This is a genomic window from Mucilaginibacter sp. KACC 22773, from assembly GCF_028736215.1.
Lineage (GTDB): Bacteria > Bacteroidota > Bacteroidia > Sphingobacteriales > Sphingobacteriaceae > Mucilaginibacter.
Genome location: NZ_CP117883.1, coordinates 5,857,147 through 5,880,324, shown reverse-complemented (window position 1 = coordinate 5,880,324; position 23,178 = coordinate 5,857,147). Strand labels below are relative to the sequence as shown.

The following is a 23,178-nucleotide window of genomic DNA, read 5'->3' as shown; positions in this document are numbered from 1 at the left end:
ACTTATTAAAATTATTTCAGGCTTTCTCGATTATCCCCACTTTTTGGAGCCAATCGTAAGAAGCGAGTACATCGGTCGGAGTGAACCTTTTTTTACCTTCAGACCAATCATAAAAAAGTTCTAAAAGCGTCTCTTTGTTAATTGAACTCTGTTGGGCCGATAATTCAAGTGTACAAGCGAAGACTGTAGCTGCTAACTCTGTTTGATCAGTTTTTTGCTTTCGGAACAGTTCTATAATGTACTGGATTTTATCATCAATGTCCTTAAAATAATTATCGTAGTAGTGTTTATAACCCTTCATGTTTTCCATTGGCAAGAACTTATACCGCGTATAATTATCGGTAAAGGTTTGTTCGATCGAAAACCAGTTGTTTTTTTTGAACTCTTTGCCGACTGAGTGCATGAATTTGTTATCAAATGGTCCTGCTGCTTGTTTGGTATAACGCCCGGTCAATTCCATACCTGCCACGTGCTCGCATAAGAATACCAACTTTTGGAATTTTACTTTTCCTAAAGAAGGCTCGGTATGTAACTTGGCAACGATCTCTGCAGCGAGTACAACCCGTTTGAAGTAGACAGGTTTAGCGATGGACGCATTTTCCGACTCATATTTTTCTACTTGTTCCCGCTCCTGGAGTTCTTGTATGGAATTCGGCCTGAGAAGACCAGCCAACATTAGGCCTTTCTCAAAGTCCCCCAAGGTAAAAGGTGTTTCCTTACCCTTGGTTGAACTCGTCGATAGCTTTTTTAATTTTTTGTACGGCACGTTCTCTTATCTTTCTGATTGAAACCGGTTTAACATTTAACTCTGTTGATAAGATATGTACGACATCATCTGGTAGATATTTGTGATGGCGCTTATATTCTAAATCGGTTAGTAATACTTTTTGTTCTTTTGCATTCAATTTTTTTAACATCAAAACCGCGAAATCCTTTTTCCTTTTAAGATCATTAACGCCTACGCTCGATATTTCTGCCGATATGATATCATCAAAATAAGTTTTATGATGGATCTCTTTACTTTGACATCGTTTGTGAAAATCATTAAATAAACTTAAAGAGACCCGGTTCAAATATATCAATATGCCCTTTCTTTCATCAGGGATCTTAACCAGGTCTTTCTTGAAAGACTTATACTTCCTTACACGTTCGAAGGTTTCATGTGCGATTTGCATCCCTGCATGGCTATCGATCTTTCTGCTTTTGCATACCTTCTCACACTCGGACTGCACATCCGGTAAAAATCGTTGTACGAATTCATTGTACAATAAATGATCATCATCACTTGTGCATAAAGCTTCAAGTAAATGCGAGTCAGAAAGATTGATAAGTCCAGGTTTCAAGGGTCTTACTGTAAGTAATTACCGCGAAGCGTGACAAAATCATGATTTGCATATGTCACGCTTGAAAGTATTAATGTTAAAAATAGAAATAAAAATAAGGAATTCGGCATGTCGCTAACCTTATACACCTTAATAACATAATAATAGGCTATGAATCGTGTTTTAAATCCCAGCAAGTACCTTAAAGGAGTAGTAGATGAAGGCAAAACCTTTTACATTGGTTTCGGTGTACGTTCGTTAACCGAACTAGGTAAAAGCCACCCCGGGCTTTTTGATCTAATCAATGGCCATACAACTACACTGATCGTTACCGGTAAGAAGAGCTCGCTCAGGGAAAACACAAAAGGGAAATATGTTCGGAAACAACCGGAGAGTAAAGAGAGTATTTGGAAACACATTCACTATTATAGCAAGCGTTTTGAAAAGGAAATAGACTATAACAGGGAATTCCATATTTGGGAAAAGGAACTTTTACATCAATATCATTTAGCGCTTGAAAAAGCTGAAACCCCGCAAAAGGAGGTCATCCTTCATTTCCCAGCTTTCAAAATGAAGGATGATCCCGCCCTTTATATGAAAGCAGGCGCCGCTATGAATATGGCGATAGCTCTAGGAGCATATTTTATGATCTATGATAATGTTTTTGAACCAATCGTGCCGGTTACCAAGATTGAACACAAGAAGATGTTGTCATCAGGTAATTTGACAGTGGCGCAAAAGCTAGAACTGGTGGATAAAGAATTCGTAGATCATGACCGGGAAGGATCATTCCATGGTAATAGTTATCGTTTCGCCATGCTGAAAGAAATGGAACCTTCCGACGTAACGATAGGCTTAGGTGGCTTTGATGAATACCTGATGTTTGAATATACGAAAGATGACCTGGTCATTTTCGAAAACCTCAAGACAGGCAATGCTACATTCATTTTTCGGCATTCTCTTTTTAAAACGGGAGTTGAATTGAATAAACAAAACGCAAAAGCCAATCCAGCCTTTCTAAAAAGAATCGTTCATAATAACATCGAGGGCTGGAATAAGCAATTTAGTGCATTTTTTAAGAGATGAAACCTGTATGATATGGTACCAATGCCCTACTAATAACTTGGGCTGGAGTGGTTATCTTATCGCCTAATAATATTAAGCAGCAAGTGAGTAAATATATTGCGATATTTACTTAACCAATTAACTATCATGCCAAAACGGATCAGCACATTACTCGGATTGACCAAGATTCAGCTAAAAAATAAAGGAGTTTTTGACTCTATGACCGACTTTGATAGCCGATTGCATATTGACCCAGCACTTATTGCGGGATGTACTATTCCTGAATTCAAGGACGCCGCAACCAAACTAGGAAATTATTTTACGGACATCCTTCACCTGGTGCAAAGCAGTCGGAAGATAGGGGACCCATTTTGGCGGGAAGCGCACAGGCGACTCACCTTTGGCGAAGGGTTAAACACGGGCCTCGGGTATTCGCAAAAAGGAACCAGGGGCAGTGGTATCGGACCAGAAATGGCAGAAAGAATATTAACCACCGTCCACCTCGTCGTAAGAGCGGGAATATCAGACCCTAAATTATTTGACCTGGTCCCTGTTATTGAAGAGAATATTGGAGCGGATCGAATCAGTGATATGGTGTCTATTATCTTAAAGGATGAGTTTCATGCTTATACGACGCGTATCGCTACGGAGTTGAATGTACAACCATTAAAGGACAGTCAAGGTAAGACAGTCGTTTTTGTGCCGAATGTATTGTTAAGCGATCTGGCCGTTTCAGCGCAATGGGAAGATGTAGCTATTGCAGCAGAGCATAATGCAGGTGTTAGAAAGTCAATGAACGATCTTATCGGAACGACATGGAAAAGAGTCGTTTCCGATTTTAAGAAGGAAGACTTAAAAAAAATGCTCTTGGATAATCCCAAATTGTTAATGGAGTTCTTAGAGCGTTATAAGAACCGTACAGCGAGAGGATATGATTTTTTAATAGATCACTTAGGAGTCACTATCTGGGATGTGTTAGGGCCGGAAACGGCAGTAGACAATCCCTTGGATCTTACTCAGTATGCCTCTAAAACTAAAGATCAGGTTTTAGAAATCGTCACCGCCATCGCAGAGAAGTTCAAGAAATTAACAGAACATAACGGATTGGTTTATAACCTATATGATGAAAAAGGTAAGTTGAGACCAGAACGATTCCCTCAGCTATTATTTTATGCTATTGCCGACTCTTACGCCGAGTCCAATGGACTGGACCTTAACAGGGAGATCAATGCGGGGTCTGGAGCCTTGGATTTTAAGCTGTCTCATGGAGCTGCGAAAGTCAACCTAGAGATCAAATACACCAGTAACCCGAAACTTATTGAAGGTTTTACCAAGCAGCTGCCTACCTATAACGTGGCAGAAGGCGTTAATCCCAACCACAGTATTTATCTTGTGATAAGGGTGAATGATAAGCAAGATGAAAAAATACGGGAGATCCAAGCCATCATTGCAGAAAGGAAGCGTTTGAAATTGGCTACACCAGTAATGATCGTAGTCAATGCCATCATCAAGCCTTCTGCTAGCAAAAGATAAAGTCTACGGTTATCGGACTGTAATTAGAAATAAAAGCAATCACTGAGAAAAAATGCAAAAAATAGCTATTAAAGAGTTAGTGGATTTTAGACGAAAATCTAATGACAACGCAAAGAAGAGATTCGCGTACAAACTAAAAAATAGAGTAGCTAAAGAAAAGGCCAAGAACGATGAAGACTCAAAAGGAGGAAATTATTGGGTGACCAGTACAAGTTGTATCTATAATGTTTTCAAACATAATAAAAATGATTTTTACGAAATTAAAATTGAGGAGCTTACCAATAAACGAGAAAGTACGGAAGACAAAAAGGTAAAGTCCATGTTTCAACAAAACATCGACATTTTAAATAACTTCAAAGATTTCAATTTCGACGACATTAGACCAATCAAAATTTCAAAATTCGTTACGGTTCAAAAGGTTCATAAGGTTTTTGCCGTAGATGATTTTCCTTTGCATCTAAATCCCAGCTTATTGTTTTCTCACGAACGAAATGGAAAAACCGAAATAGGCGCAATTTGGTTAGTACCACAAATTCGTGGCTTCAAAAAAGATGAATTGGGCATGTTTTGTGAAATCCTTCATGATTTCCTGATAAAAAACTATTCACACGATTATCAAGTATCGGACGATCTATGTGTCGCAATTGACACATTTAATGCGCAAAAGGTCGTTTATGAAGAAATGTTAAAAGGAGAAATCCCATTTCTCGTTCAAAAAATTTTGGATGAAATCAAAAATCTAAATTGATACGGTGGCGGAAATACCACTTACGCTTTAATAACGACCTAACATCTTGTCAGATTATTCCTTAAGTTTTAAGCCTTTAAATAAGTGGCTTAAAATTTCGGCCGGATCTGAATCAATTGCCAGGGCGATCAAATACAACTCGTCTGCTCTTAACCTTGCTGAGGGATTCATGGCTAGTTCGCTTAATCGTGACTTGCCTATTCCTGTCTTACGGGAAATCTCCGCTTTATTAACGGATTTTTTGGCAAGATAAAGACCGAACTCTGTCATGAATAACGTTTTTCTGGATTATTTTATGAGTTTAATGTACAGATGTTTGGGAAGTCTAAATAATTTCATTTTTTATGTCCCGTTTTTCGTTACATTTGTTCTGTTTTTCTAAATATTTGAATGTGACTCCAGACGATTTATTGACCAAAAAGGACCTTGAGAATTTCAAAAATGAGCTGTTCGAAATCTTAAAACCGCTCAAGGAAGCGCAAACGCTGCAACAGCAGAAATGGCTTAGGAGTAAAGACGTACGAAAGCTTTTAAATATATCTGCCGGCACTCTGCAGAATATGCGGATCGCCGGAACCATAAGCCATAATAAAGTTGGTAAGATCTTCTTTTACAAAGCAGAGGACATTGATAAAATGCTTTCCGGGATTGAAAAAAAAAGTCCGAAAAACAAGCCATAACTCCTGCGCGGTCGCAGGCATTCAGCGTACTTTTTCTTCTAAGGGAACCTAAAAATAAGCTGAACGATTTATTACACATCTATATTCGGCTCAATGTTAACGGACAGCGCGAGGAGTGGTCAACCGGCAAGAGATGCAAGCGTGAAGAATGGAGTAGTCAGACTAAGCGGGTTAAAGGAAATAAAGAGAATGCCCGTATTACCAATGCCTGGTTAGATGTGCTTTACGCAAGAGCATATTCCTGCAGGCTTGAGCTTTATACTTCAGGAAAGCCATTTCAGGCGGTACATATCCGTAAGCTGATGCAGGGTGAGGAAATTGATCCGCCAAAAATGCTGTCAGAAGCATGGAGTTATCATACAAATCAAATAGCTGGGCTATTGGGTAAAGACTATACTCCGGGAACACTTGCCAAATACAAAACGGTTTATAGAGTTATTAAAAAGTACGTCGCCATGAAAAATAAAGCCGACGATATTCGTTTGGACGAAATAGATTACAGGTTTGTGCGTGATTTCGAATACTACCTTAAAACGGACTACGGCGTTAAGATTAATACCGCTATACAGATGGTCAAAAAATTAAGGACGGTGATAAAAATAGCTTATGAGATTGGATGGGTAAAGCGTGATCCATTCATCGCCTATCGGGTAAGGCATGAAGAAGTGCATCGGGAATATCTGACCAGCAATGAACTTAATGAGCTTGCAAAAAAGCGGCTCAGGAAGAGGCGGCTTAATATTGTAAGGGATTTATTTCTTTTCAGTTGCTACACCGGTCTTTCCTATGCCGATACAGTTAAGCTTAAAAGGACCGATATATTGAAAGGCGAGGATGGTGGGCTGTGGATTCAGACCTACAGGACGAAAAATAACAATCGCGTAAGAGTTCCTCTATTGAGCCCGGCGTTGCGTCTTGTTGAACACTATAAAGATTATCCGCGAATTCTGGATGAAGATTTTATCCTGCCTAAAATAAGCAATCAAAAGGCGAACGCCTACCTCAAAGATATAACCAGCATGATGGGCTGGACAAAACGGCTGACTTTTCATTGCGCCCGTCACACTTTTGCAACTACAGTAACACTGACCAACGGAGTTCCGATTGAAACTGTAGGGCAAATGCTTGGGCATAAGAGTATTCATACGACCCAGTTGTATGCACGCATAACCGATACCAAAGTCAGCAGAGATATGAAGCCGCTAAAGAAAAAATATATTGGCCAGGAGCTCTTTCTAACGGAAGAGGAAATCGATTGAAATTTATCATACCAATTGTTTCTCCTCATTCCGCAAAACTGTCTGTCGAAACCCGTGGTTGTATTTTAGCATCAAACAAAATTGTATCTTACTAACAAACAATTTTGTACTTTTGTATCAAATGAATAAATATGATACTTCAATCTGCTTTTAATCAGGTTATCGAAACGCAAAAAGCAAACCTGACTCAAAAAGATCCTGGTCTGAAAAGAGATGCGCTGGCAACTTTGCCAGACCTGTCAGCGTTTGCATTAATTGTTTCGGGAATAAGGAGATGCGGGAAAAGCACGCTGCTCTTCCAACTACTCAAAGAGAGATATCCTGATGCATTATATCTTAATTTTGAAGATCCCCGGCTTTATGAATTCGGCCCTACCGACTTTGCCAGGCTGGATGAATCTATAAAGGCCAGCGGAAGTAATGTGCTTTTTTTTGATGAGATCCAAATTATACCAGAATGGGAAAGATACGCGAGGCAAAAGCTGGATGAAGATTATAAATTAGTAATAACAGGCTCTAATGCCTCTTTATTAAGCCGGGAGTTGGGCACCAAGTTAACCGGTCGGCATATCACAAAAGAGCTTTTTCCTTTTTCTTATCACGAATTTTGCGCTTTCAAGGGATTATCTTACGATAAATCCTCCTTATTGAGTTATTTAGAATTAGGCGGCTTTCCGGAATATTTAAAGCAAGGGATACCTGAAATATTAAACCAACTATTTGAGGATATACTAATCCGGGATATTGCAGTGCGCTACGGCGTCAGGGATGTTAAAACATTGCAGCGGCTGGCATTTTACCTGCTCTCCAATGTTTCAAAGTTGATCACAGGTAACAGGCTCAAGACGCTGTTTGAGATCGGGTCTACCAGTACGGTTATGGAGTATTTGTCACACCTGGAATATTCATATCTATTACAATTCGTGCCAAAATTCAGCTATTCTTTAAGAAAGCAGATCGCAAACCCAAGGAAGGTTTATGCCATAGATACCGGCCTGATCAATGTTAATTCAGGTTCTTTTACAGAAGATAATGGCAGAAAGTTCGAGAATTTGGTTTACCTGCACCTGCGTCAAAAACACCGGGAGATCTATTATTTTGCTGAAAAGAATGAATGCGATTTCGTTATCACGAATAATGGCAAATTAGTGGAGGCCGTTCAGGTGTGTTTTGAATTAAACCCTGATAATATCAACCGTGAGTTGGATGGTGTGGTCGAAGCACTTACATTTTTTAATGCTGATGAGGGCTTTATCGTGACGCTTGATCAAACCGATCGGTTGGAGAAAAATGGTAAAGTTGTTCATGTAGTTCCGGCCCATCAATATTTGTCAAAGTAATAACAGCGAAAAACAATGTGCATTTTGTGCACATTGTTTTTCGCTTACTCTATTTGGATGGAATTGCCGAAAATCTCCAATAGTTCCTTCCGATGACGTTAGAAACAAAATGTTTCCTTTAACAAATGACCGATCCTGTAAGATTTCCGTCTGAAAAGGAAACGATTCACATGTAAAGCTTTTAGAGATTATTGGCGGTGAGATGGATGTAGTCTTTCTTCGATACCTTATAAATCTTCAGGGCCTCTTCGAGGCTGAAATCTCCATCCTTCACAGACATTTGAACTACTTTGCATTTATGAATGAGATCATCAGTTTGCATCAGTTCTTCGGCAATGCTGAAGTCTTCGGTTATCTTATGATTAGTCAGTAGCATATTTAAAGTTATTTAATTGTTCTGGATTATTAAAGTCAATTTTTCCTGGCGCCTTTCATTAAATATTTTTTATAGGCTTACACCCGATCCGTTCCATATTCAGAAAAGTCTTTCCGTAAAGATTTTGATATAGTTATCATGTAGGTCTTGCAAATTAACTTCTTCCAGCCAACGAATCTTTGCACCGCTACATAGAAATGGTACAGTATCCGCATCGTGTGAAGAATAAACAAGCTATAATCCGCAAAAGAACCAGGCCGTAACAAGAAACAGCTGAAGACACAGGATAAGTGAATGTTGCAATAAAATAGGTAAAGATTTTTCCTGGTGCATCAGCAAGGCTTATTGACTTCATTAGCTTCAAAAGAATGCCTTCATTAGCATAATAATGCCTTATTTATCGCTTCTGCAACCACATTGTCATCTATATCGTCGAGATAAGTTTGGGTTTGTAATTGAGTTTCGTGTCCTAAAGCCTCCTGAATGATCCGAATTTCAACATTAGCTTCATTTAAATGACTCGCGAAACCATGTCTGAGTGAATTTGAGGTAAACTGTACTTCCCATCCCACAGCTTTTGCAATAACCTTGGCATCTTCATTAAAATCTTTCAAAGCCGATTTTATACGGGTATGAATCTTTTTTGCGGTGTCGTGCATCTTGAAGATAAACGGAAAGATGTATCCCGCATCAGATTGAACCGGGTAATTGAGAAATGTATTGATAATATCCACTGCTTTAGGATGCAGTTGAAAGTTATAATCCCTTTTATTTTTTGAACGTTTATAGACCAAGCCATTGTTTTGAATATTGTCCGGTTTCAATTTCAGCATATCATTAAAATTGATACCTCTGGCATAATACATAAATTGTAATAACAGATGTGATCTGTATTCACGGCTCTCTTCAGGAAATTTTAAACGTAATATTTGCTGAAAATAATCAGATTTGATGGATCGCTTCTTGGTACGAATTCTTTTATATACCTTGAATTTTATATATTTTCGGGGATGTAGTTCTTTGCCTACAAGATCATCCGCAATAGCAAGGTTCCAAACCCTATACAGCGTTCTGAGATAAATACTTTTGGTAGATTCAGAATTTTTTGAGATTTGTAGTTCATAAGCTTCATGATGCGCCCTGGTGAATTCAATGAACTTGCAGTCCTTGTTGCAAAGGAGCTTTTGAACACTAACCTTGCAATTACGGAATATGGAGGCATATCCGGGATTGTCTGAATCTTCGTACTGGTCAACTAGTGTCTGAATATATGCCAGGATTTTATTGGGCTTATCAACGTTCGGAACGCTTTTACCACTTTTTTTAACCGCTGCTTTTATTTGTATGGGCGTAATATTCCTTCCTGATTTTTCCGCCAACTTTACTTCAAACAGAATGTCGTCAATAATTTTATCAATGCTGACAGCAAGTTCCTTGTATTTAGGATGCGTTAATCTGGGATAGTTTTTTTTATTATCCCATTCTTTCAGCGAACTGCTGAAACCAATTGAAATGTATGTGATAGCCCTGGCTTGTGTCATTCTTATCCTGACGCCATATTCTCCTTCAATAAGGTTGTTATTACCTCTTGTAATCTCTCTGTAAGTCCAAAGGACCGGTTTGATGAAAATTTCCATAAAAATCTATTATTTGCCCTAAATAAGCTTCTGAGCAAATAATAGACAACACTTACCTGTAATTATCACCAAGGTTCCTGTTAAAACACACACTCAATTATTTTAAAGCTTCCTTTATTGCATTGGCAACAATACTATCGTCAATATCATCCATCGCCTGGGCATTTGCTATGGATTAAAATTAGTTAATCAGTACATTGATACTTTCGCTGACACCCGAATAATTTTTCAGGGCGACTGTGATCGTGACATTGCCCCGATATGTCGTATTGCCCGGCGTATAAACTACGGAAGCTAAGCCATTCTGATCGGTTACCGATCCATTACTGAAAGACCCTACAATATTCCCTGTGGCGTCAAGGACACTATAGGTCAAGGCAAAGTTAGGTGTCGGGGTACCGATGTTGCGCTTTGCCGCAATCGAGATCGTCAGCGTATTGGCGCTGCCATTGGTCACCGTGCCATTGGCAGTTAATAACAGGTAATCCGGTACGGCCGGTACAAAATTGACCGTCACTGTCCTGGTGACTGCACTGCAGGTTGCGCTGACGTGGGCAGGTCCGACAACCGAACTTTTTAAATAGGCCTTCAGGTTACCTGACGGGTCCGCGGGTATCGCAGCCGAACCATTGGTAAAGCTACCTGCATCTGTCGTAAAGGTCACCGACTGGCTGGCTGCCGGGAGGCTGGTATTTACCTGGGCTGGAATGGTGACCAAACTGACGCCGTCCGCCGGGATGTTATCAATAATGGTCCCGAACGTGAATATATTATTGGGGTTTACGGCGGCAAACACCACATTTTTGGTTGCCGTCTGGTTTTGGTTGGCGATTTTTACGGTAGCGGTTCCCACTACGTTTCCCTTTAAATAGGTAACTGCGTCGCCGTTCACATCAGCTACGATAGCAACTGTATTCGTATTGTTGGTAAACGTACCGAGATCGGTTGTGAAAGTGATGGTCCGGTTACTTGCGTCAGTACCAGGATTAATGTGCCCTGTAATTTTTAAAAGGGAGTAATTGTCCGCTGTCTGGGTTTCTGTGGTAGCGTTCGAAAAAGACAGGACATTTGAAAAGGTACAAAGCACCGTTTTAGTGATGCTGAAAGTGGAAACGGTCGCCTTGATCGTGGCCGTGCCTTGCGCGATGCTTTTCAGGTAGGCCGTGGCTTTATCATCGCTACCCGCCACGATCGTGATCGTGTTGGCGTTGTTCGTAAAAGTGCCCAGGTCTGTGGTGAAGGTGACGGTGCGCTTGTCCGGATCGGCACCTCCTTTAATTTTTACAGGTACCGGCAGGGTCGTGACCCCGTCTGCTACCAAAGTTTCCTGCTCGGGGTGGTCAAAGGCGATCACCCCGGTCAAATTGATCTGATCTTCGGGCTTACAGGAATTCAAGGCTAATGCCATCCACAGCATTAGCCCGAGAAATTGTTTCTTTTTCATACGAAATTGATCATACAATGTTTAATAGCACTCAGGTCATTCAGCTTATTGACCGCTTGCACATAAATAAAACCAAACTGATGGTCCTGTCCAGGGGGGACCGCGACCTTTTGGATGAGCACTTTGTCTTTAAATGTCTTGGTGTCGGCTGGCATGGTGACCAATTGCACCAATTCTTTGACCAGGGAGCCGTTGGTTAACTGGAAATAAATATTATCATCGCTGTTGAGCTGGTAATAAACCGCTGTCGGCGTGCCTTTGGCCGCACTTAAGGTAAAAGCTAATTCCACCAGAGAGGGTGCGGTAATGGTGTCGGGTGTTGGAGTGATCGCGCTGAGTTGTATGAATGACATATGCTTATGTTTTAATTATGGTTTGCGTGTAGGAAATAAACTGTCCAGGGCAGTCTTGACATCTAAATCGATCGAAAACGAGATGAAAAAGGCCGGCTGGACATAGCTGTTGCTGTTGAGCGGGTTATCATTGAGTTTCTGGTACCAAACCGCTCCGGTATTGAGCCGAAAATAGTCAGTGATCCTCAGTCCCGCCCCGGTCACCAGGTTAAAACTACCACCGAACAGGTCCGTCCGGTAATTGGTCTTGGCCAGCGTAGCGATCGATAGGCCGAACATTAAAGAAAACCGCCGACCAAATTTATCTCCAAAAGAATCATCGGGTGAACCGGCGAGCGTAATGTCCTTATTAACGGGCCGGAAATAGATATTGGTTCCTAAATAAGGTACGGCCTTAGAAAACTGTGGAATGGCCGCAATACCGAGATCACCGCTGACATAAAAACTTGCCGAGGTGTTGAAGTCCCCCGAAATGGTTGTTCCATTAATAATCACATCATTGGATAAATTAGCCGTGACGATATCCACAAAACTGCTCGATTGGGCGGCGGCGAGTGCCGTAGCATCCTGGAGCGACTGATAGTAATCCTGAACGCCCTGCCGGTTCGACTGAACAAATTGGCCGAGATCATCAGCAAGCGTTGCGTAGGTAGCGTCGCCGCTAATATCGATCCTGCCTAAACTGCTTAAGACCGATGTGCAGGTGGTGGTATAATTCGAGACCAATCCGGTCGTTATCGTACTCGGATCAAGCGGCGGTGCCAAGAATGCCGGTAATGCCAGCATAATATCATCCATCAGTTTCACATTCGCGGCAATAACAGGTGTGTGCCCCGAGGCGTTATAGATGTCCCGGTAATGTTTGAGCCTGGCCTGTACCGCGGCGAAGGCCAGGTCATTCTGTTCGATATTGTGTTTAATGTCTTCGCTGGTCTGATGGGCGTTACTGACATTTTTGAGCGTATTAAAAAGATTGGCATACTGTCCGTTGTCAATCAGCGAAAAATCAACTGATAAATTTTTGAGCGCAACATAAGCCTGTATCTTTCCCTTGATCGCATCCATGATCGCGTTGACTTCACCGTTGGTAAATTCAAAGTTTCGTCGGCCTATTGCAGTGGTTCGGGCCTTGGCTTCGAGGGCCGGGCCAATGACCTGTTGCGTAAATGTGGTTAGTGCCGCCTTGTCAATCGCGTCCGGCTTCCGTTTATAGCCAAAGAAAAACTGGTAATATTTATTGGGTTTAAGCGCCGGCACTGTAAACTGGTAATTGGTGCTGTTGCCTACCGGTGGATAGGCGTCCAGTTTTGTCCAGCCATTGTTATTGGCCGCTGTTGGGGTTACAGCGGTATAGGGCTTGGGCTTTAGCCGGTACCATACAGCGACACTTACGACGGTGCCGTCGATTGGGACCGTGATGCCGAATGCCTCGTCAAATGGCAGACTGCCGGTGAAGCCGACATCACCCAGGTCAACGGTTAAGTTGGCCGACGATTTGGTCACCAGCGGCCCATAGTGGGTGACCACCTTTTTAACCGGAGGCTGCGCCGGTCCGGGATTTTGGGTGGTTTGCCCCGTCTGCCCGGTTGGGGGCGTTTGCGCACGGACAGTGCTGGTCAGCAAACCGAGGGCAAGTACTGCGGCGGATAATGTTCTGATCATGGATAAGTCAGGTATTTAATGAATCAATATTGTGTTTTCAATTGTTAAAGATCCTTGTGACCAAGTTCTACTCCCGCCTTATCACTGACCACTAATTGGTATTTAGCTGGTTTGGGATCGACCGTTACCAGGTAATCGAAGGAGATCAATGTCGGGGTGACCGTTGGTTTCGAAACTTCCACATCGTTTATTTTAATGACCAGCTTAGTGCCGTCCAGGTCGGTCCCCGGAATCGTTACTTTATTGGCCCCTGCCGGATTGATTTTAGGGGGCTGCATATGTTCCAGGTCAATCTTCATGGCTTTTGCACCGGCTGTGCCAAGTTTGTCAGGCAGGTTATTGGTTGGCTTAAAGATGGCTTCAAAAATCTCTTTGAGTTTTTGTGTGGCGATATCGGTGAATAAACCGGCCAGCGTCCCTGCCGCCATAATGGACATCAGGTTCAGCGGCGCTGCGGACGTTCCGCTATTCAACCCGAAATAGAGGAAAAGCGCCAGGCCGGCGGCTGAGAATGGTTTAATGAAATACCATAAGATCCAGCTTCGTTTAAAACTGCAGGAGCCAATGTAAGCCGTTAGCGAAAGCGATATATGAACCATGTTCCCGAGGAACCCGGCAGCTGCGACCAAGATCAATGCCAGCGTGCTCCAGTGGATTCCTCCCGTGGGCTCCGTGACAACGCTAACCGGCTTGCCAGCGACTTGTTTGACAGTTGTCGTAGCTTTCAACAGGGAAACATCAAAAAGCGAGTATTTGTAAACCGCGTTAGCCGTTGGCGGCGGCTCGCTGGGCCAATGGGCAATAATGGTTAAAATGGGTAGTAAAATAAACAGGATCAGTAAAATACCGGCAACGGTTTTTTCATTGCTGCTCAGCGGTGCTTCGGGTTGGTTGTCCATGGTTACAATTATTTAGGGTGGTTAATGATAAATTGGCTTAGAATGAGGGTTGGTCCCTGACGAGCAGATCGCGCTCCCTGGAATGCATATCCGCCGGATCAAAGTAGGGCTCTACCCAGTCGCTGGTGGTATGCAATTCCAATTTCTTAGCACCGGGCTGGCTGGCCTTATTGTCCTTGTCGCGGAACTGGAAGTGATCGACCAGCCGGATCGCCTCTATCGCGAAAGCGGTCACGACATCCGGGTCCCGGATCTCCAACAGGTTATCGCCGTTCCGCTGTTCAGGGCCAAGCGCTAGGTTACTGCTGCCGCAGAACACCACACCATTATTCGTATTGAAATTAAGGACCACAAACTTGTGATGTATGCTGATGCCTTGAATCCCGGGTTCGGGTTTAAAAGGAAAAGGAAGCACCTGGTTAAGGCCTTTCCCGGTAGCGTGGATGCCCTTAGTACTTCCGGGTGAATAAAGCAGCACTTCATCGGAAGTATCCGTAATCCCATAGGTAAAGGTTTTATCGCTCTCTACCTGGGCCTTGATCGCTGTTAGTAAAGGACTGTCCGAATCATCATCCATGATGGCAAATAAGATACTATCCGCTTTATCAACCTGTGCGGCCATCTCTGTAAGCTGGTCAAAAGCAAAAGTTTTTGGATGCGGCGCGAAACGGATGATCATTTCCGGCACCGCCGGGTCATTGACATTATCCGCTTGTGCCGGGCTGTTAAAGCCGAAGCTGGCAGAAGCCAGTGCGGCGGTGTCTTTAAAGCCGGCCATATCCGTATAGGCAGCTTCAAAAATGCGCTCATATAGCGAAGCAACGCTGGTATTATCAAAAATGAGCACGTGATTGGCATTAATATAGAGGCCGTTGGTGGAGAAATTGGTGGAACCGGTGAGCACCTTCAGGGCCGCGCCATCCTTTTTCTGGATAAGAACCTTGGAGTGTGCCAGGGCGCCAAACTTACCACGGACGATTCCCGCATCCGGCTTTCCTTGTGTTTTAGCCTTAAATAAGGTGGTGAACTGATCCTCGAATTGTGGTTTTCCTTCGCCGTTCAACCCTTTGTGGCTTTTGCTATCATCCAGCACCACGCGGATACGGCCTTCATCCGCCATGGTCAGTAGGTGGTCGCAAATGACTGGCTCGTCCAGGTCGAAAGCAAAAACATCGAGCGATATCTTCGGATCTTTCAACGCATCCTCCAGAAATTCGATGACCCGCGCACGAGCCTGCCAGCCCAGCCATTGATGGATGTCCTCATAACTATAGGCCTGTCCTGCCAGGCCGGGAGCAGCCGGATTAGCAGTCCCTGAGTTCAGTTTGGTGTTAAAGATCAGGGTGCTTTTATCCGGACGGAGTTTGACGGAATCACCGAAGTGATTCGCATATGCCTGCGAAGCCACAAAACTCCGGGTAAATCCAACGCTCAGCGATTTGCTTTTAAACGGGTTTACGGGCAAACTCAAGCTTACGGTTAAGGACGGGTCAATCGGTTCTAATGCTCCTGCGGATAGGTATCTCGGGGTGATGTCGTATTGATAAATTCCATAGACCGTACTCTCTATATGGTGGTAGGTGGATGGCACGTGTATCCAGCGGAATTTTTGGATCGGTGAAAATTCAGTGGTCAATAAGTTAGGCGTCATCACAGTCCCGGCAGGCGGATAAGTGATACCCGCCGGGTAACCATAGTTATTAAACATATAATAGGGCTTCTTACCCAGGGGGGTGATCCGGATACTGAAACCGGTAAATTCTGTTCTTCGTTCCGGCCCAAGGTCAAAGGCCAGCAAGGTCATCGCGTCGCCCTGGTAAGCAGCTACACTGACGCCATTTTTTGATTGAAAAATTTCCATATCGCTAATTGTTGAAAGGCTTGAAAGGCTAATTTAGAGGGATCATTTTTGACAGGATACCGTGTTTTTACGGTATTTTACTTCAGGTTCGAGCGAGGCGGTGGTATTTTATGGATATTCATGATAAGGGCTTAGTTTAGAGAGTGTTAAGGTAATAAGTTATTATTGATAAATATTATTTTTAGAAAAATAAATTTTTATAAATGGCTGGGTGCTTTGATTTTACGTTAATTTAATTTTAAATTCGTTTTGCGAAATAAAAATGGATCCTCTAAAAGTGATAGGGCTTGTGTCATTCTTATCCTGACGCCATATTCTCCTTCAATAAGGTTGTTATTACCTCTTGTAATCTCTCTGTAAGTCCAAAGGACCGGTTTGATGAAAATTTCCATAAAAATCTATTATTTGCCCCTAAATACGCTTCTGAGCAAATAATAGACAACACTTATCTGTAATTATCACCAGGGTTCCTGTTAAAACACACTCTCAATTATTTTAAAGCTTCCTTTATTGCATTGGCAACAATACTATCGTCAATATCATCCAGGTAAACTTTTGTCTGATTTTGTGTCTCATGGCCTAAAGCCTCCTGAATAATTTTAATATCAACGTTTCGTTCATTCAAATGGCTGGCAAAACCATGTCTTAAAGCATTTGACGTGAATTGTTTTTTCCAACCAACAGCTTTTGCCATTGCTTGCGAATCTTCATTGAAGTCTTTTAAAGCAGAATCAATCCTTACATCGATTTTTCTTGCAGTGTCGTGTTCCGCCATAATAAAAGGGGAAATATATCCGGCATCCGATTGCTCAAAATCAAATTCAAAGGCTTTGATCACTTCGATAGCTTTGGGATGTAATTCAAAATCATATTGCCGCTTGTTTTTTGAACGTTTATATCGGATTCCGTCATTAACAAACTGCTCTTTCTTCAATTTAAGCATATCGTTAAAATTCATGCCCCTCGAGTAATACATGAATTGCATCAATAAATGAGAACGGTACATCCGGGTGCCTTTCGCCAACTTAAGCTTCATGATCCGTTCCCAAAAATCAGATTTGATAGAGCGTTTCTTTGTTCGGATGCGCTTATAGGCCTTAAAATTAATGAAGTTTTTAGGATGATGGTCCTGCATTGCCAGTCCATCTTTTATGGCAAGGTTCCATATTCGGTAATATGTCCGGAGATAATGGCTTTGCGTTGATTCCGAAGTTCCTGCTATTTGTTTTGCATAAGCTTCATGATCCGCCTTAGTAAAGGCGACGAACATTTTGTCCTTATCTTTCAGAAGCTTCTTTACAGTAAGCTTGTTATTATAGAACACATTTGCATAACCGGGGTTATCAACTGAATCATAATAATCAATTAAATACTTGATGTAAGCCAGAATTTTATTAGGCTTACCAACAACGAGCGGTTGTTTGAGCTGACTGGTTACCCGGGCCTTAACTTCGACGTGGGTAATTGACCGGCCAGCCTTTTCTGCTGATTTTATTTCGTAATTAATATCATCGATAAAATTCTTTATCCGTGTTATTAACGCCGCATAATGAGGGTGGTTCATTCTGGGGAGTCCATTAACTGCATCCCAGTTGTCAACCGAGCTGCTATAGCCCGTTGTCAAATACTTGGCCTCTCGGTTTTGACTTAACCGGATGCGTACTTCATGTTCGCCTTTTACGTAATTTTTTTCAGTCTCTAATATTTCTCTGTAGGTCCAAAGAATAGGTTTAATTGCTATTTCCATAGCTGGTATAAATTATATGTTATCCTGGCATGCAAACCGCGATGCTATGACTTATCAGAACTCTTATGATAAACCATTGATAAAACAAACATAGGAAAAAATAATTAAAAAGCAATAGCAGCTGCGTCATAAAATTATCATAAAGTGTTGATTAACAATGATATTTATAACTATTTTAAACTATTTGAAGTTTGTCGACCTTCGGATGGCATGCAAGAGGTCATCGGTTCGACTCCGATATTCTCCACTAAGATAATCAAGGCTTTACGGTAATCCGTAAGGCCTTTTTTTATTGTTAATAAAAAAATAAAAAATGTTGAAGCTGCCCGCAAAGAATCAACGTTAAATTTACTTACAGGAAAGTCTGGGTGTGATCATTAAACGTGACCTGCAACAATTTTTGGGCGGATTTATCCCTGTAAATTAAACAAGTCGCCAAAGAGTCAAAGATTATTGTACCCCAGACGAAGGAGCGCCTGATTATCAGGTGGTGATGGTGGTAAAAGGCTGTCTTGTGAGCAAACGGAATAATTTCGGTTTATTTTAATCCCGTCGCCGCCATTATTTGTATGGGGAACAGGCTTATCGCAAAAACTTATTAGTTATAACTGCTTGTATAACAAATTATATTGCGCCAATTTCCTTGCAGGTAAAATCTCAAATTACTTCTGTCTCAAATCTCATAACTCACATCTCAAATCTATCTTTTTAGCTAACTTAGCAGCGTTAAAAACACACAATGAAAAGAGATAAACTGATATTTAAACTTTTGGATGAAGAGCAACAACGCCAGGAGGAAGGCATTGAGCTAATAGCATCTGAAAATTTTGTAAGCCGTCAGGTAATGGAAGCAGCGGGTTCTGTTGCTACCAACAAATACGCCGAAGGTTTACCGGGCAAGCGCTATTACGGCGGCTGCGAGGTGGTTGACGAAATTGAAACCATTGCTATTGAGCGTGCCAAACAATTGTTCAACGCCGAGTGGGCAAACGTACAACCGCACTCTGGCGCGCAAGCTAACGCCGCGGTAATGCTGGCCTGCCTGCAACCTGGAGATAAAATATTGGGCTTTGATCTTTCGCATGGTGGCCACTTAACACATGGCTCCCCAGTGAACTTTTCCGGCAAATTATACGAGCCGCATTTTTACGGTGTAGTAAAAGAAACCGGTTTAATTGATTATGATCAGCTTAAAAGGGTTGCTTTGGAGCAAAAACCAAAACTGATCATCTGTGGTGCTTCTGCCTATTCACGCGATTGGGATTATGAATTTATCCGTGCCGTTGCCGATGAAGTTGGCGCTTTGGTATTGGCCGATATTTCGCATCCATCAGGCCTTATTGCCCGTGGCCTGCTGAAAGATCCGCTTCCGCATTGTCACATTGTTACTACAACCACGCATAAAACCTTACGTGGCCCGCGCGGTGGGTTAATTTTATTGGGTAAAGATTTCGAAAATCCATTCGGTGTAAAAACGCCAAAAGGCGAAACCAGGATGATGTCGTCCTTACTTGATATGGCTGTATTCCCTGGTACCCAAGGTGGCCCACTGGAGCATATTATTGCCGCTAAAGCCATTGCTTTTGGCGAGGCTTTAAGCGATAGCTACATGAAATATATTGTACAGGTTAAAAAGAATGCAGAAGCTATGGCCGAAGCATTTGTAAAACGCGGATACCAGATCATTTCGGGCGGTACAGATAACCACCTGATGCTTATTGATCTTCGTAATAAAAACATTACCGGTAAAGCTGCCGAGAATGCTTTGGTTAGTGCCGATATCACGGTAAATAAAAACATGGTGCCTTATGATGATAAGTCGCCATTTGTAACTTCGGGTATCCGTGTGGGTACTGCTGCCATCACTACACGCCATATGAAGGAGAAGCATATGGAAGAGATTGTAGAGTTGATAGATGCCGTAATTTCTGACCCCGAAAACGAACATTCTATCAAGAAAATTCGTAAAAGGGTGCACAAACTGATGCACGACTTCCCGTTGTATCGCCAGGAAGGATCAGAATAAATAAATGGCAACAAGGCAGCATGGATTTATAGATGATGAGAAAGGGCGTTTAACCGCGCTGCAATCATACCATGTGCTTGATACACTGCCCGAAGAAGAATATGACGCTATAACGCGCCTGGCATCCTATATATGCCAGGCGCCTTTAGCCTTTATCACTTTTATCGACGATCACCGGCAGTGGTTTAAATCAAAAGTTGGCCTGCAGATTGATTATATCCCCAAAACTGATTCCTTTTGCCGCCATACCATTTTGGGCGATGATATAATTGTCGTTCCCGATGCCTCCAAAAATGATTTGTATGCCAATACCGATCTGGTAAACGGCGATATGGGGATCCGATTTTATGCGAGCGCGCCTTTGATTGACCCGCAAGGTTACCGCATAGGTACACTTTGCGTTTTTGATCAAAAAATAAAGGTTCTGAACGTTGAACAGGAAGACGCGTTAAAAACACTTGCCAAAGATGTGATGTCGCACCTTGAATTGCGTAAACAGAAGCGCGAATTGGAGCACAACCTGCAAATTCATAAAGATTTTTACAACCTGTTTGATAGTTCGCCCGATGTTCATTGCATTATGGACAGGGATTTTAACATTGAACAGATCAATCGCTCGGTTGATACTGTTTTGGGCATCAGTCCCGAAAAGGCTATTGGTCAGCCCATCTGGAATTTTTTCCCCGAAGAAGAAAGGGTTCGGACTTTGAATGTGCTTAAAACAGGGCTAAGTAAGCAACAACGTAAATTTGATATCGAAACCATTGTTTTAACACCCGAAGAAGCTATTAAATGGGTAAGCTGGTCGGTTAAATTTAGCGGTGATAAATGGTTTGCCAGTGGACGCGATATTACCTATCAAAAACATATCTCGCAGGAGTTTGAACAATTGGCGCTGGTGGCAAGTAAAGTTAGTAACGGCGTTGTAATAAGCAACGCTGCCGATGAGGTTGTTTGGGTGAATGATGCATTTGAACACATTACTGGTTTTACCTTAGCCGATGTCAAAAATAAATGGTTGGGTGCTACACTCAAAGGCACCGTTGTAGATGCGGCTGCCGAGGCTAAATTGATCGCCTCGATAAAAAATAAAGAGTCATATGAGGTTGATCTTTTAATAACACCCAAAAACAGTAAGTCTTTATGGGTTACGGTTATTAATTCTGCAATACGTAACAGCAAGGGCGAAATCGATAAATATATCAGGGTGATTATTGATATATCGGTCCGCAAAAAAGTTGAGCAGGATCTGGAGATATTATCATTTGCAGCCCGAAAATCGCCCGGAGGTATATTTATCCGTGATATCGAGGGGCGGTTTATGTGGATGAACCAGGCCCTTGAAACTATTATAGGTTATTCATTTGCCGAGCTGGAAGGGAAGGCAATTGGTACATCGTTGTTGGGAAAGGACTCTGACCTGAGTGTTTTTGAAGGCGCTGTACAGGCTGTTAAAGAAAACCGGCCGTATGAGGTTGAAATAAAAATATACAAAAAAGACGGCACGCCAATATGGGTATGGCTTTCAAACAGCCCTATATTTAACGAAGTGGGGAAAGTTGACCGGCAGATAGGCGTAATGGTTGATATCACAGAACGTAAAAAGGCCGAAGAAGAGCTCACGCTGTTATCCCTTGTGGCAAGCAAGGTTACCAGTGGCATTGTTATTAATAATAGTGAAGGCCGGGTTGAGTGGGTTAACGAGGCTTTTGAGAAAATTACAGGCTACCGGATAAATGAGGTAAGTGGCAGGCATCTGGGCGATATATTAAAAGGGGCGCTAACCGATGTTGCCATTATCGAGCGTGCACGTGAGCTTTCCAGAAACAAACAATCTTTTGAGGTTGATTTGCTAATTTACCGTAAAGATGGCCAGCCTTTATGGGTTTCTGTTATAAATTCGGTGATATCAGATGCAAGTGGAAAAGTTGACAAATACGTTGAGGTAATTATTGATATCACCGAAAAAAAGAAGGCCGAAATTCAATTGATTGCCGCTAAAGAAGAGGCGCTGCAACTGAGCAGGGCTAAGGATATGTTTATATCGGTAATGAGCCACGAAATTCGTACGCCGCTTAATGCCGTTATTGGCATGTCGCACTTGTTGCTGGATGAAGATCCATTGGAATCGCAGAAAGAAAACCTGGGCATTCTTAAGTTTTCGGCCGAAAATTTACTGACGCTGATAAACGATGTGCTTGATTTTGCTAAGATGGAAACGGGTAATGTGGAACTTGAGTATGCGCGGATGGACCTGCGCGATGTTGTACAGAGTATCAATAACTCATTGCAATACAAAGCAGTCGAAAAAAATATATATCTTAGCAAAAGCATTGATGACACTGTGCCGTCAATTATTTTAGGCGACCGAACCCGTTTAAGCCAGATAATTTTAAACCTGGTGAGCAACGCGGTTAAGTTTACCGAAAAAGGGGGCGTTAACGTTGATTTGAAAGTTATCCAGGAAACGGATAAGGATGTAAGGATTAGGTTTTCGATCACAGATACCGGTATAGGTATTGCGCCTGATAAAATAAATGTAATATTTGAGCAATTTAAACAAGCCGAAGCCGATACTACACGTAAATACGGGGGCACAGGATTAGGCCTGGCCATCAGTAAACGCCTTATTGAATTGCACGATTCGCGTATTAACGTGGATAGCGTGCCAGGTCAGGGTTCAACTTTTTGGTTTACCATTACTTTCAATAAAGCAGATAAGCAACTAAATAGCAATAATAACAAAGTGGAAGAAGGACTGAAAATTAACGTTTTAGTAGTTGATGATAACCAGATAAACAGGTTATTGATCAATAAAATCCTTAAAAAATGGGGCGCGGATGCCGATTTTGCCGAAAACGGGCTCGAGGCAGTAAACAAGGTTGTAGCCAACCAAAATTATAATGTAGTGTTGATGGATATACATATGCCCGAAATGGGCGGCCTGGAAGCTACCCAGGTGATCCGTTCAAATCCCGAACCATATTTTCAGCAATTGCCTATTATCGCTTTAACCGCATCTATGCTTAGCAACCAAATGGGCGAAATAGATAACGCCGGGATGAACGATTACATCCTGAAACCATTTGATCCAAAAATACTTTTCGAAAAATTGAGCAGGTATCAGCATCAATAGGCCCCCCCAGCCCCCTGTAGGGGAGCTAAAATAAACGCAGCTAACCGCTGCCCGTGGTTGCACATGGTTTCAGCTTTCAGCTGAACTTAC

The 23,178-nt window shown here is 42.2% G+C and carries 19 protein-coding genes; 8 read left to right on the top strand and 11 right to left on the bottom strand.

Going from position 1 to position 23,178, the window contains the following annotated elements; all coding sequences use genetic code 11:
- Positions 1 to 16: 16 nt before the first annotated feature.
- Both PQ469_RS24315 and PQ469_RS24310 read right to left on the bottom strand, forming a co-directional pair.
- Positions 17 to 766 (bottom strand): hypothetical protein, encoded by a 750-nt coding sequence (locus tag PQ469_RS24315; RefSeq protein WP_274209969.1) that lies wholly within the window; start codon positions 764 to 766, stop codon positions 17 to 19.
- Positions 717 to 1,343 carry a sigma-70 RNA polymerase sigma factor region 4 domain-containing protein gene (locus PQ469_RS24310; RefSeq protein ID WP_274209968.1) on the bottom strand — a complete coding sequence of 209 codons (627 nt, stop codon included), beginning with the start codon at positions 1,341 to 1,343 and terminating at the stop codon, positions 717 to 719. The genes PQ469_RS24315 and PQ469_RS24310 overlap by 50 nt, the downstream gene beginning before the upstream one ends.
- A gap of 150 nt (positions 1,344 to 1,493) precedes the next feature.
- Here PQ469_RS24310 and PQ469_RS24305 point away from each other — a divergent pair, with 150 nt between their 5' ends.
- The 3 genes from PQ469_RS24305 (at position 1,494) to PQ469_RS24295 (ending at position 4,668) form a co-directional block, all read left to right on the top strand.
- A complete protein-coding gene (locus tag PQ469_RS24305) occupies positions 1,494 to 2,408 on the top strand; it encodes a hypothetical protein (protein WP_274209967.1) in 915 nt (304 codons plus the stop codon).
- 126 nt (positions 2,409 to 2,534) lie between these two features.
- Positions 2,535 to 3,920, top strand: a complete 1,386-nt coding sequence (locus PQ469_RS24300; protein WP_274209966.1) for a DUF8370 family protein — start codon at positions 2,535 to 2,537, stop codon at positions 3,918 to 3,920.
- A gap of 52 nt (positions 3,921 to 3,972) precedes the next feature.
- The gene (locus PQ469_RS24295; RefSeq protein ID WP_274209965.1) at positions 3,973 to 4,668 is read left to right on the top strand and encodes a DNA replication complex GINS family protein; all 696 of its coding nucleotides are present in this window, start codon (positions 3,973 to 3,975) and stop codon (positions 4,666 to 4,668) included.
- A gap of 54 nt (positions 4,669 to 4,722) precedes the next feature.
- Here PQ469_RS24295 and PQ469_RS24290 read toward each other — a convergent pair whose 3' ends face one another.
- Positions 4,723 to 4,938: a helix-turn-helix domain-containing protein gene (locus PQ469_RS24290; RefSeq protein ID WP_274209964.1), complete on the bottom strand. Its 216-nt coding sequence runs from the start codon at positions 4,936 to 4,938 to the stop codon at positions 4,723 to 4,725.
- 122 nt (positions 4,939 to 5,060) lie between these two features.
- Between PQ469_RS24290 and PQ469_RS24285 the strand changes: the two genes are divergently transcribed.
- The 3 genes from PQ469_RS24285 to PQ469_RS24275 all read left to right on the top strand — a co-directional run bounded on the left by PQ469_RS24285 (position 5,061) and on the right by PQ469_RS24275 (position 7,947).
- Positions 5,061 to 5,348, top strand: a complete 288-nt coding sequence (locus tag PQ469_RS24285) for a helix-turn-helix domain-containing protein (RefSeq protein WP_274209963.1) — start codon at positions 5,061 to 5,063, stop codon at positions 5,346 to 5,348.
- A complete protein-coding gene (locus tag PQ469_RS24280; RefSeq protein ID WP_490356162.1) occupies positions 5,345 to 6,607 on the top strand; it encodes a site-specific integrase in 1,263 nt (420 codons plus the stop codon). The genes PQ469_RS24285 and PQ469_RS24280 overlap by 4 nt, the downstream gene beginning before the upstream one ends.
- A gap of 131 nt (positions 6,608 to 6,738) precedes the next feature.
- Positions 6,739 to 7,947, top strand: coding sequence for an ATP-binding protein (locus PQ469_RS24275; protein WP_274209961.1), 1,209 nt, complete (start codon positions 6,739 to 6,741; stop codon positions 7,945 to 7,947).
- Positions 7,948 to 8,128: 181 nt separating this feature from the next.
- On the opposite strand, the gene PQ469_RS24270 is transcribed toward PQ469_RS24275, so the two are convergent.
- The 8 genes from PQ469_RS24270 to PQ469_RS24235 form a co-directional block, all read right to left on the bottom strand.
- Complete coding sequence (locus PQ469_RS24270; RefSeq protein WP_274209960.1) at positions 8,129 to 8,323, bottom strand: hypothetical protein; 195 nt, start codon at positions 8,321 to 8,323, stop codon at positions 8,129 to 8,131.
- Between the two features lie 377 nt (positions 8,324 to 8,700).
- Positions 8,701 to 9,960, bottom strand: a complete 1,260-nt coding sequence (locus PQ469_RS24265) for a tyrosine-type recombinase/integrase (RefSeq protein ID WP_274209959.1) — start codon at positions 9,958 to 9,960, stop codon at positions 8,701 to 8,703.
- A 181-nt stretch (positions 9,961 to 10,141) separates the two neighbouring features.
- A complete protein-coding gene (locus PQ469_RS24260; RefSeq protein WP_274209958.1) occupies positions 10,142 to 11,404 on the bottom strand; it encodes a hypothetical protein in 1,263 nt (420 codons plus the stop codon).
- Positions 11,401 to 11,757: a hypothetical protein gene (locus PQ469_RS24255; RefSeq protein WP_274209957.1), complete on the bottom strand. Its 357-nt coding sequence runs from the start codon at positions 11,755 to 11,757 to the stop codon at positions 11,401 to 11,403. The genes PQ469_RS24260 and PQ469_RS24255 overlap by 4 nt, the downstream gene beginning before the upstream one ends.
- 15 nt (positions 11,758 to 11,772) lie before the next feature.
- A complete protein-coding gene (locus PQ469_RS24250; protein WP_274209956.1) occupies positions 11,773 to 13,419 on the bottom strand; it encodes a hypothetical protein in 1,647 nt (548 codons plus the stop codon).
- 44 nt (positions 13,420 to 13,463) lie between these two features.
- Positions 13,464 to 14,318 (bottom strand): hypothetical protein, encoded by an 855-nt coding sequence (locus PQ469_RS24245; protein ID WP_274209955.1) that lies wholly within the window; start codon positions 14,316 to 14,318, stop codon positions 13,464 to 13,466.
- 37 nt (positions 14,319 to 14,355) lie between these two features.
- Positions 14,356 to 16,179 (bottom strand): phospholipase D-like domain-containing protein, encoded by a 1,824-nt coding sequence (locus PQ469_RS24240; RefSeq protein WP_274209954.1) that lies wholly within the window; start codon positions 16,177 to 16,179, stop codon positions 14,356 to 14,358.
- 490 nt (positions 16,180 to 16,669) lie between these two features.
- Entirely contained in the window at positions 16,670 to 17,926 is a 1,257-nt protein-coding gene (locus tag PQ469_RS24235) for a tyrosine-type recombinase/integrase (RefSeq protein WP_274209953.1), read from the bottom strand.
- A gap of 739 nt (positions 17,927 to 18,665) precedes the next feature.
- Here PQ469_RS24235 and glyA point away from each other — a divergent pair.
- Positions 18,666 to 19,952 (top strand): serine hydroxymethyltransferase, encoded by a 1,287-nt coding sequence (glyA, locus tag PQ469_RS24230; RefSeq protein WP_090641370.1) that lies wholly within the window; start codon positions 18,666 to 18,668, stop codon positions 19,950 to 19,952.
- A 4-nt stretch (positions 19,953 to 19,956) separates the two neighbouring features.
- The gene (locus PQ469_RS24225; protein WP_274209952.1) at positions 19,957 to 23,088 is read left to right on the top strand and encodes a PAS domain S-box protein; all 3,132 of its coding nucleotides are present in this window, start codon (positions 19,957 to 19,959) and stop codon (positions 23,086 to 23,088) included.
- The last annotated feature ends 90 nt before the right edge of the window (positions 23,089 to 23,178 follow it).

Coding starts and splice junctions, on each gene's coding strand:
- PQ469_RS24275 (WP_274209961.1), top strand. CDS start 6,739: ATGATACTTCAATCTGCTTTTAATCAGGTTATCGAAACGCAAAAAGCA.
- PQ469_RS24295 (WP_274209965.1), top strand. CDS start 3,973: ATGCAAAAAATAGCTATTAAAGAGTTAGTGGATTTTAGACGAAAATCT.
- PQ469_RS24235 (WP_274209953.1), bottom strand. CDS start 17,926: ATGGAAATAGCAATTAAACCTATTCTTTGGACCTACAGAGAAATATTA.
- PQ469_RS24250 (WP_274209956.1), bottom strand. CDS start 13,419: ATGATCAGAACATTATCCGCCGCAGTACTTGCCCTCGGTTTGCTGACC.
- PQ469_RS24265 (WP_274209959.1), bottom strand. CDS start 9,960: ATGGAAATTTTCATCAAACCGGTCCTTTGGACTTACAGAGAGATTACA.
- PQ469_RS24255 (WP_274209957.1), bottom strand. CDS start 11,757: ATGTCATTCATACAACTCAGCGCGATCACTCCAACACCCGACACCATT.
- PQ469_RS24290 (WP_274209964.1), bottom strand. CDS start 4,938: ATGACAGAGTTCGGTCTTTATCTTGCCAAAAAATCCGTTAATAAAGCG.
- PQ469_RS24305 (WP_274209967.1), top strand. CDS start 1,494: ATGAATCGTGTTTTAAATCCCAGCAAGTACCTTAAAGGAGTAGTAGAT.
- PQ469_RS24300 (WP_274209966.1), top strand. CDS start 2,535: ATGCCAAAACGGATCAGCACATTACTCGGATTGACCAAGATTCAGCTA.
- PQ469_RS24245 (WP_274209955.1), bottom strand. CDS start 14,318: ATGGACAACCAACCCGAAGCACCGCTGAGCAGCAATGAAAAAACCGTT.
- PQ469_RS24240 (WP_274209954.1), bottom strand. CDS start 16,179: ATGGAAATTTTTCAATCAAAAAATGGCGTCAGTGTAGCTGCTTACCAG.
- PQ469_RS24225 (WP_274209952.1), top strand. CDS start 19,957: ATGGCAACAAGGCAGCATGGATTTATAGATGATGAGAAAGGGCGTTTA.
- glyA (WP_090641370.1), top strand. CDS start 18,666: ATGAAAAGAGATAAACTGATATTTAAACTTTTGGATGAAGAGCAACAA.
- PQ469_RS24270 (WP_274209960.1), bottom strand. CDS start 8,323: ATGCTACTGACTAATCATAAGATAACCGAAGACTTCAGCATTGCCGAA.
- PQ469_RS24260 (WP_274209958.1), bottom strand. CDS start 11,404: ATGAAAAAGAAACAATTTCTCGGGCTAATGCTGTGGATGGCATTAGCC.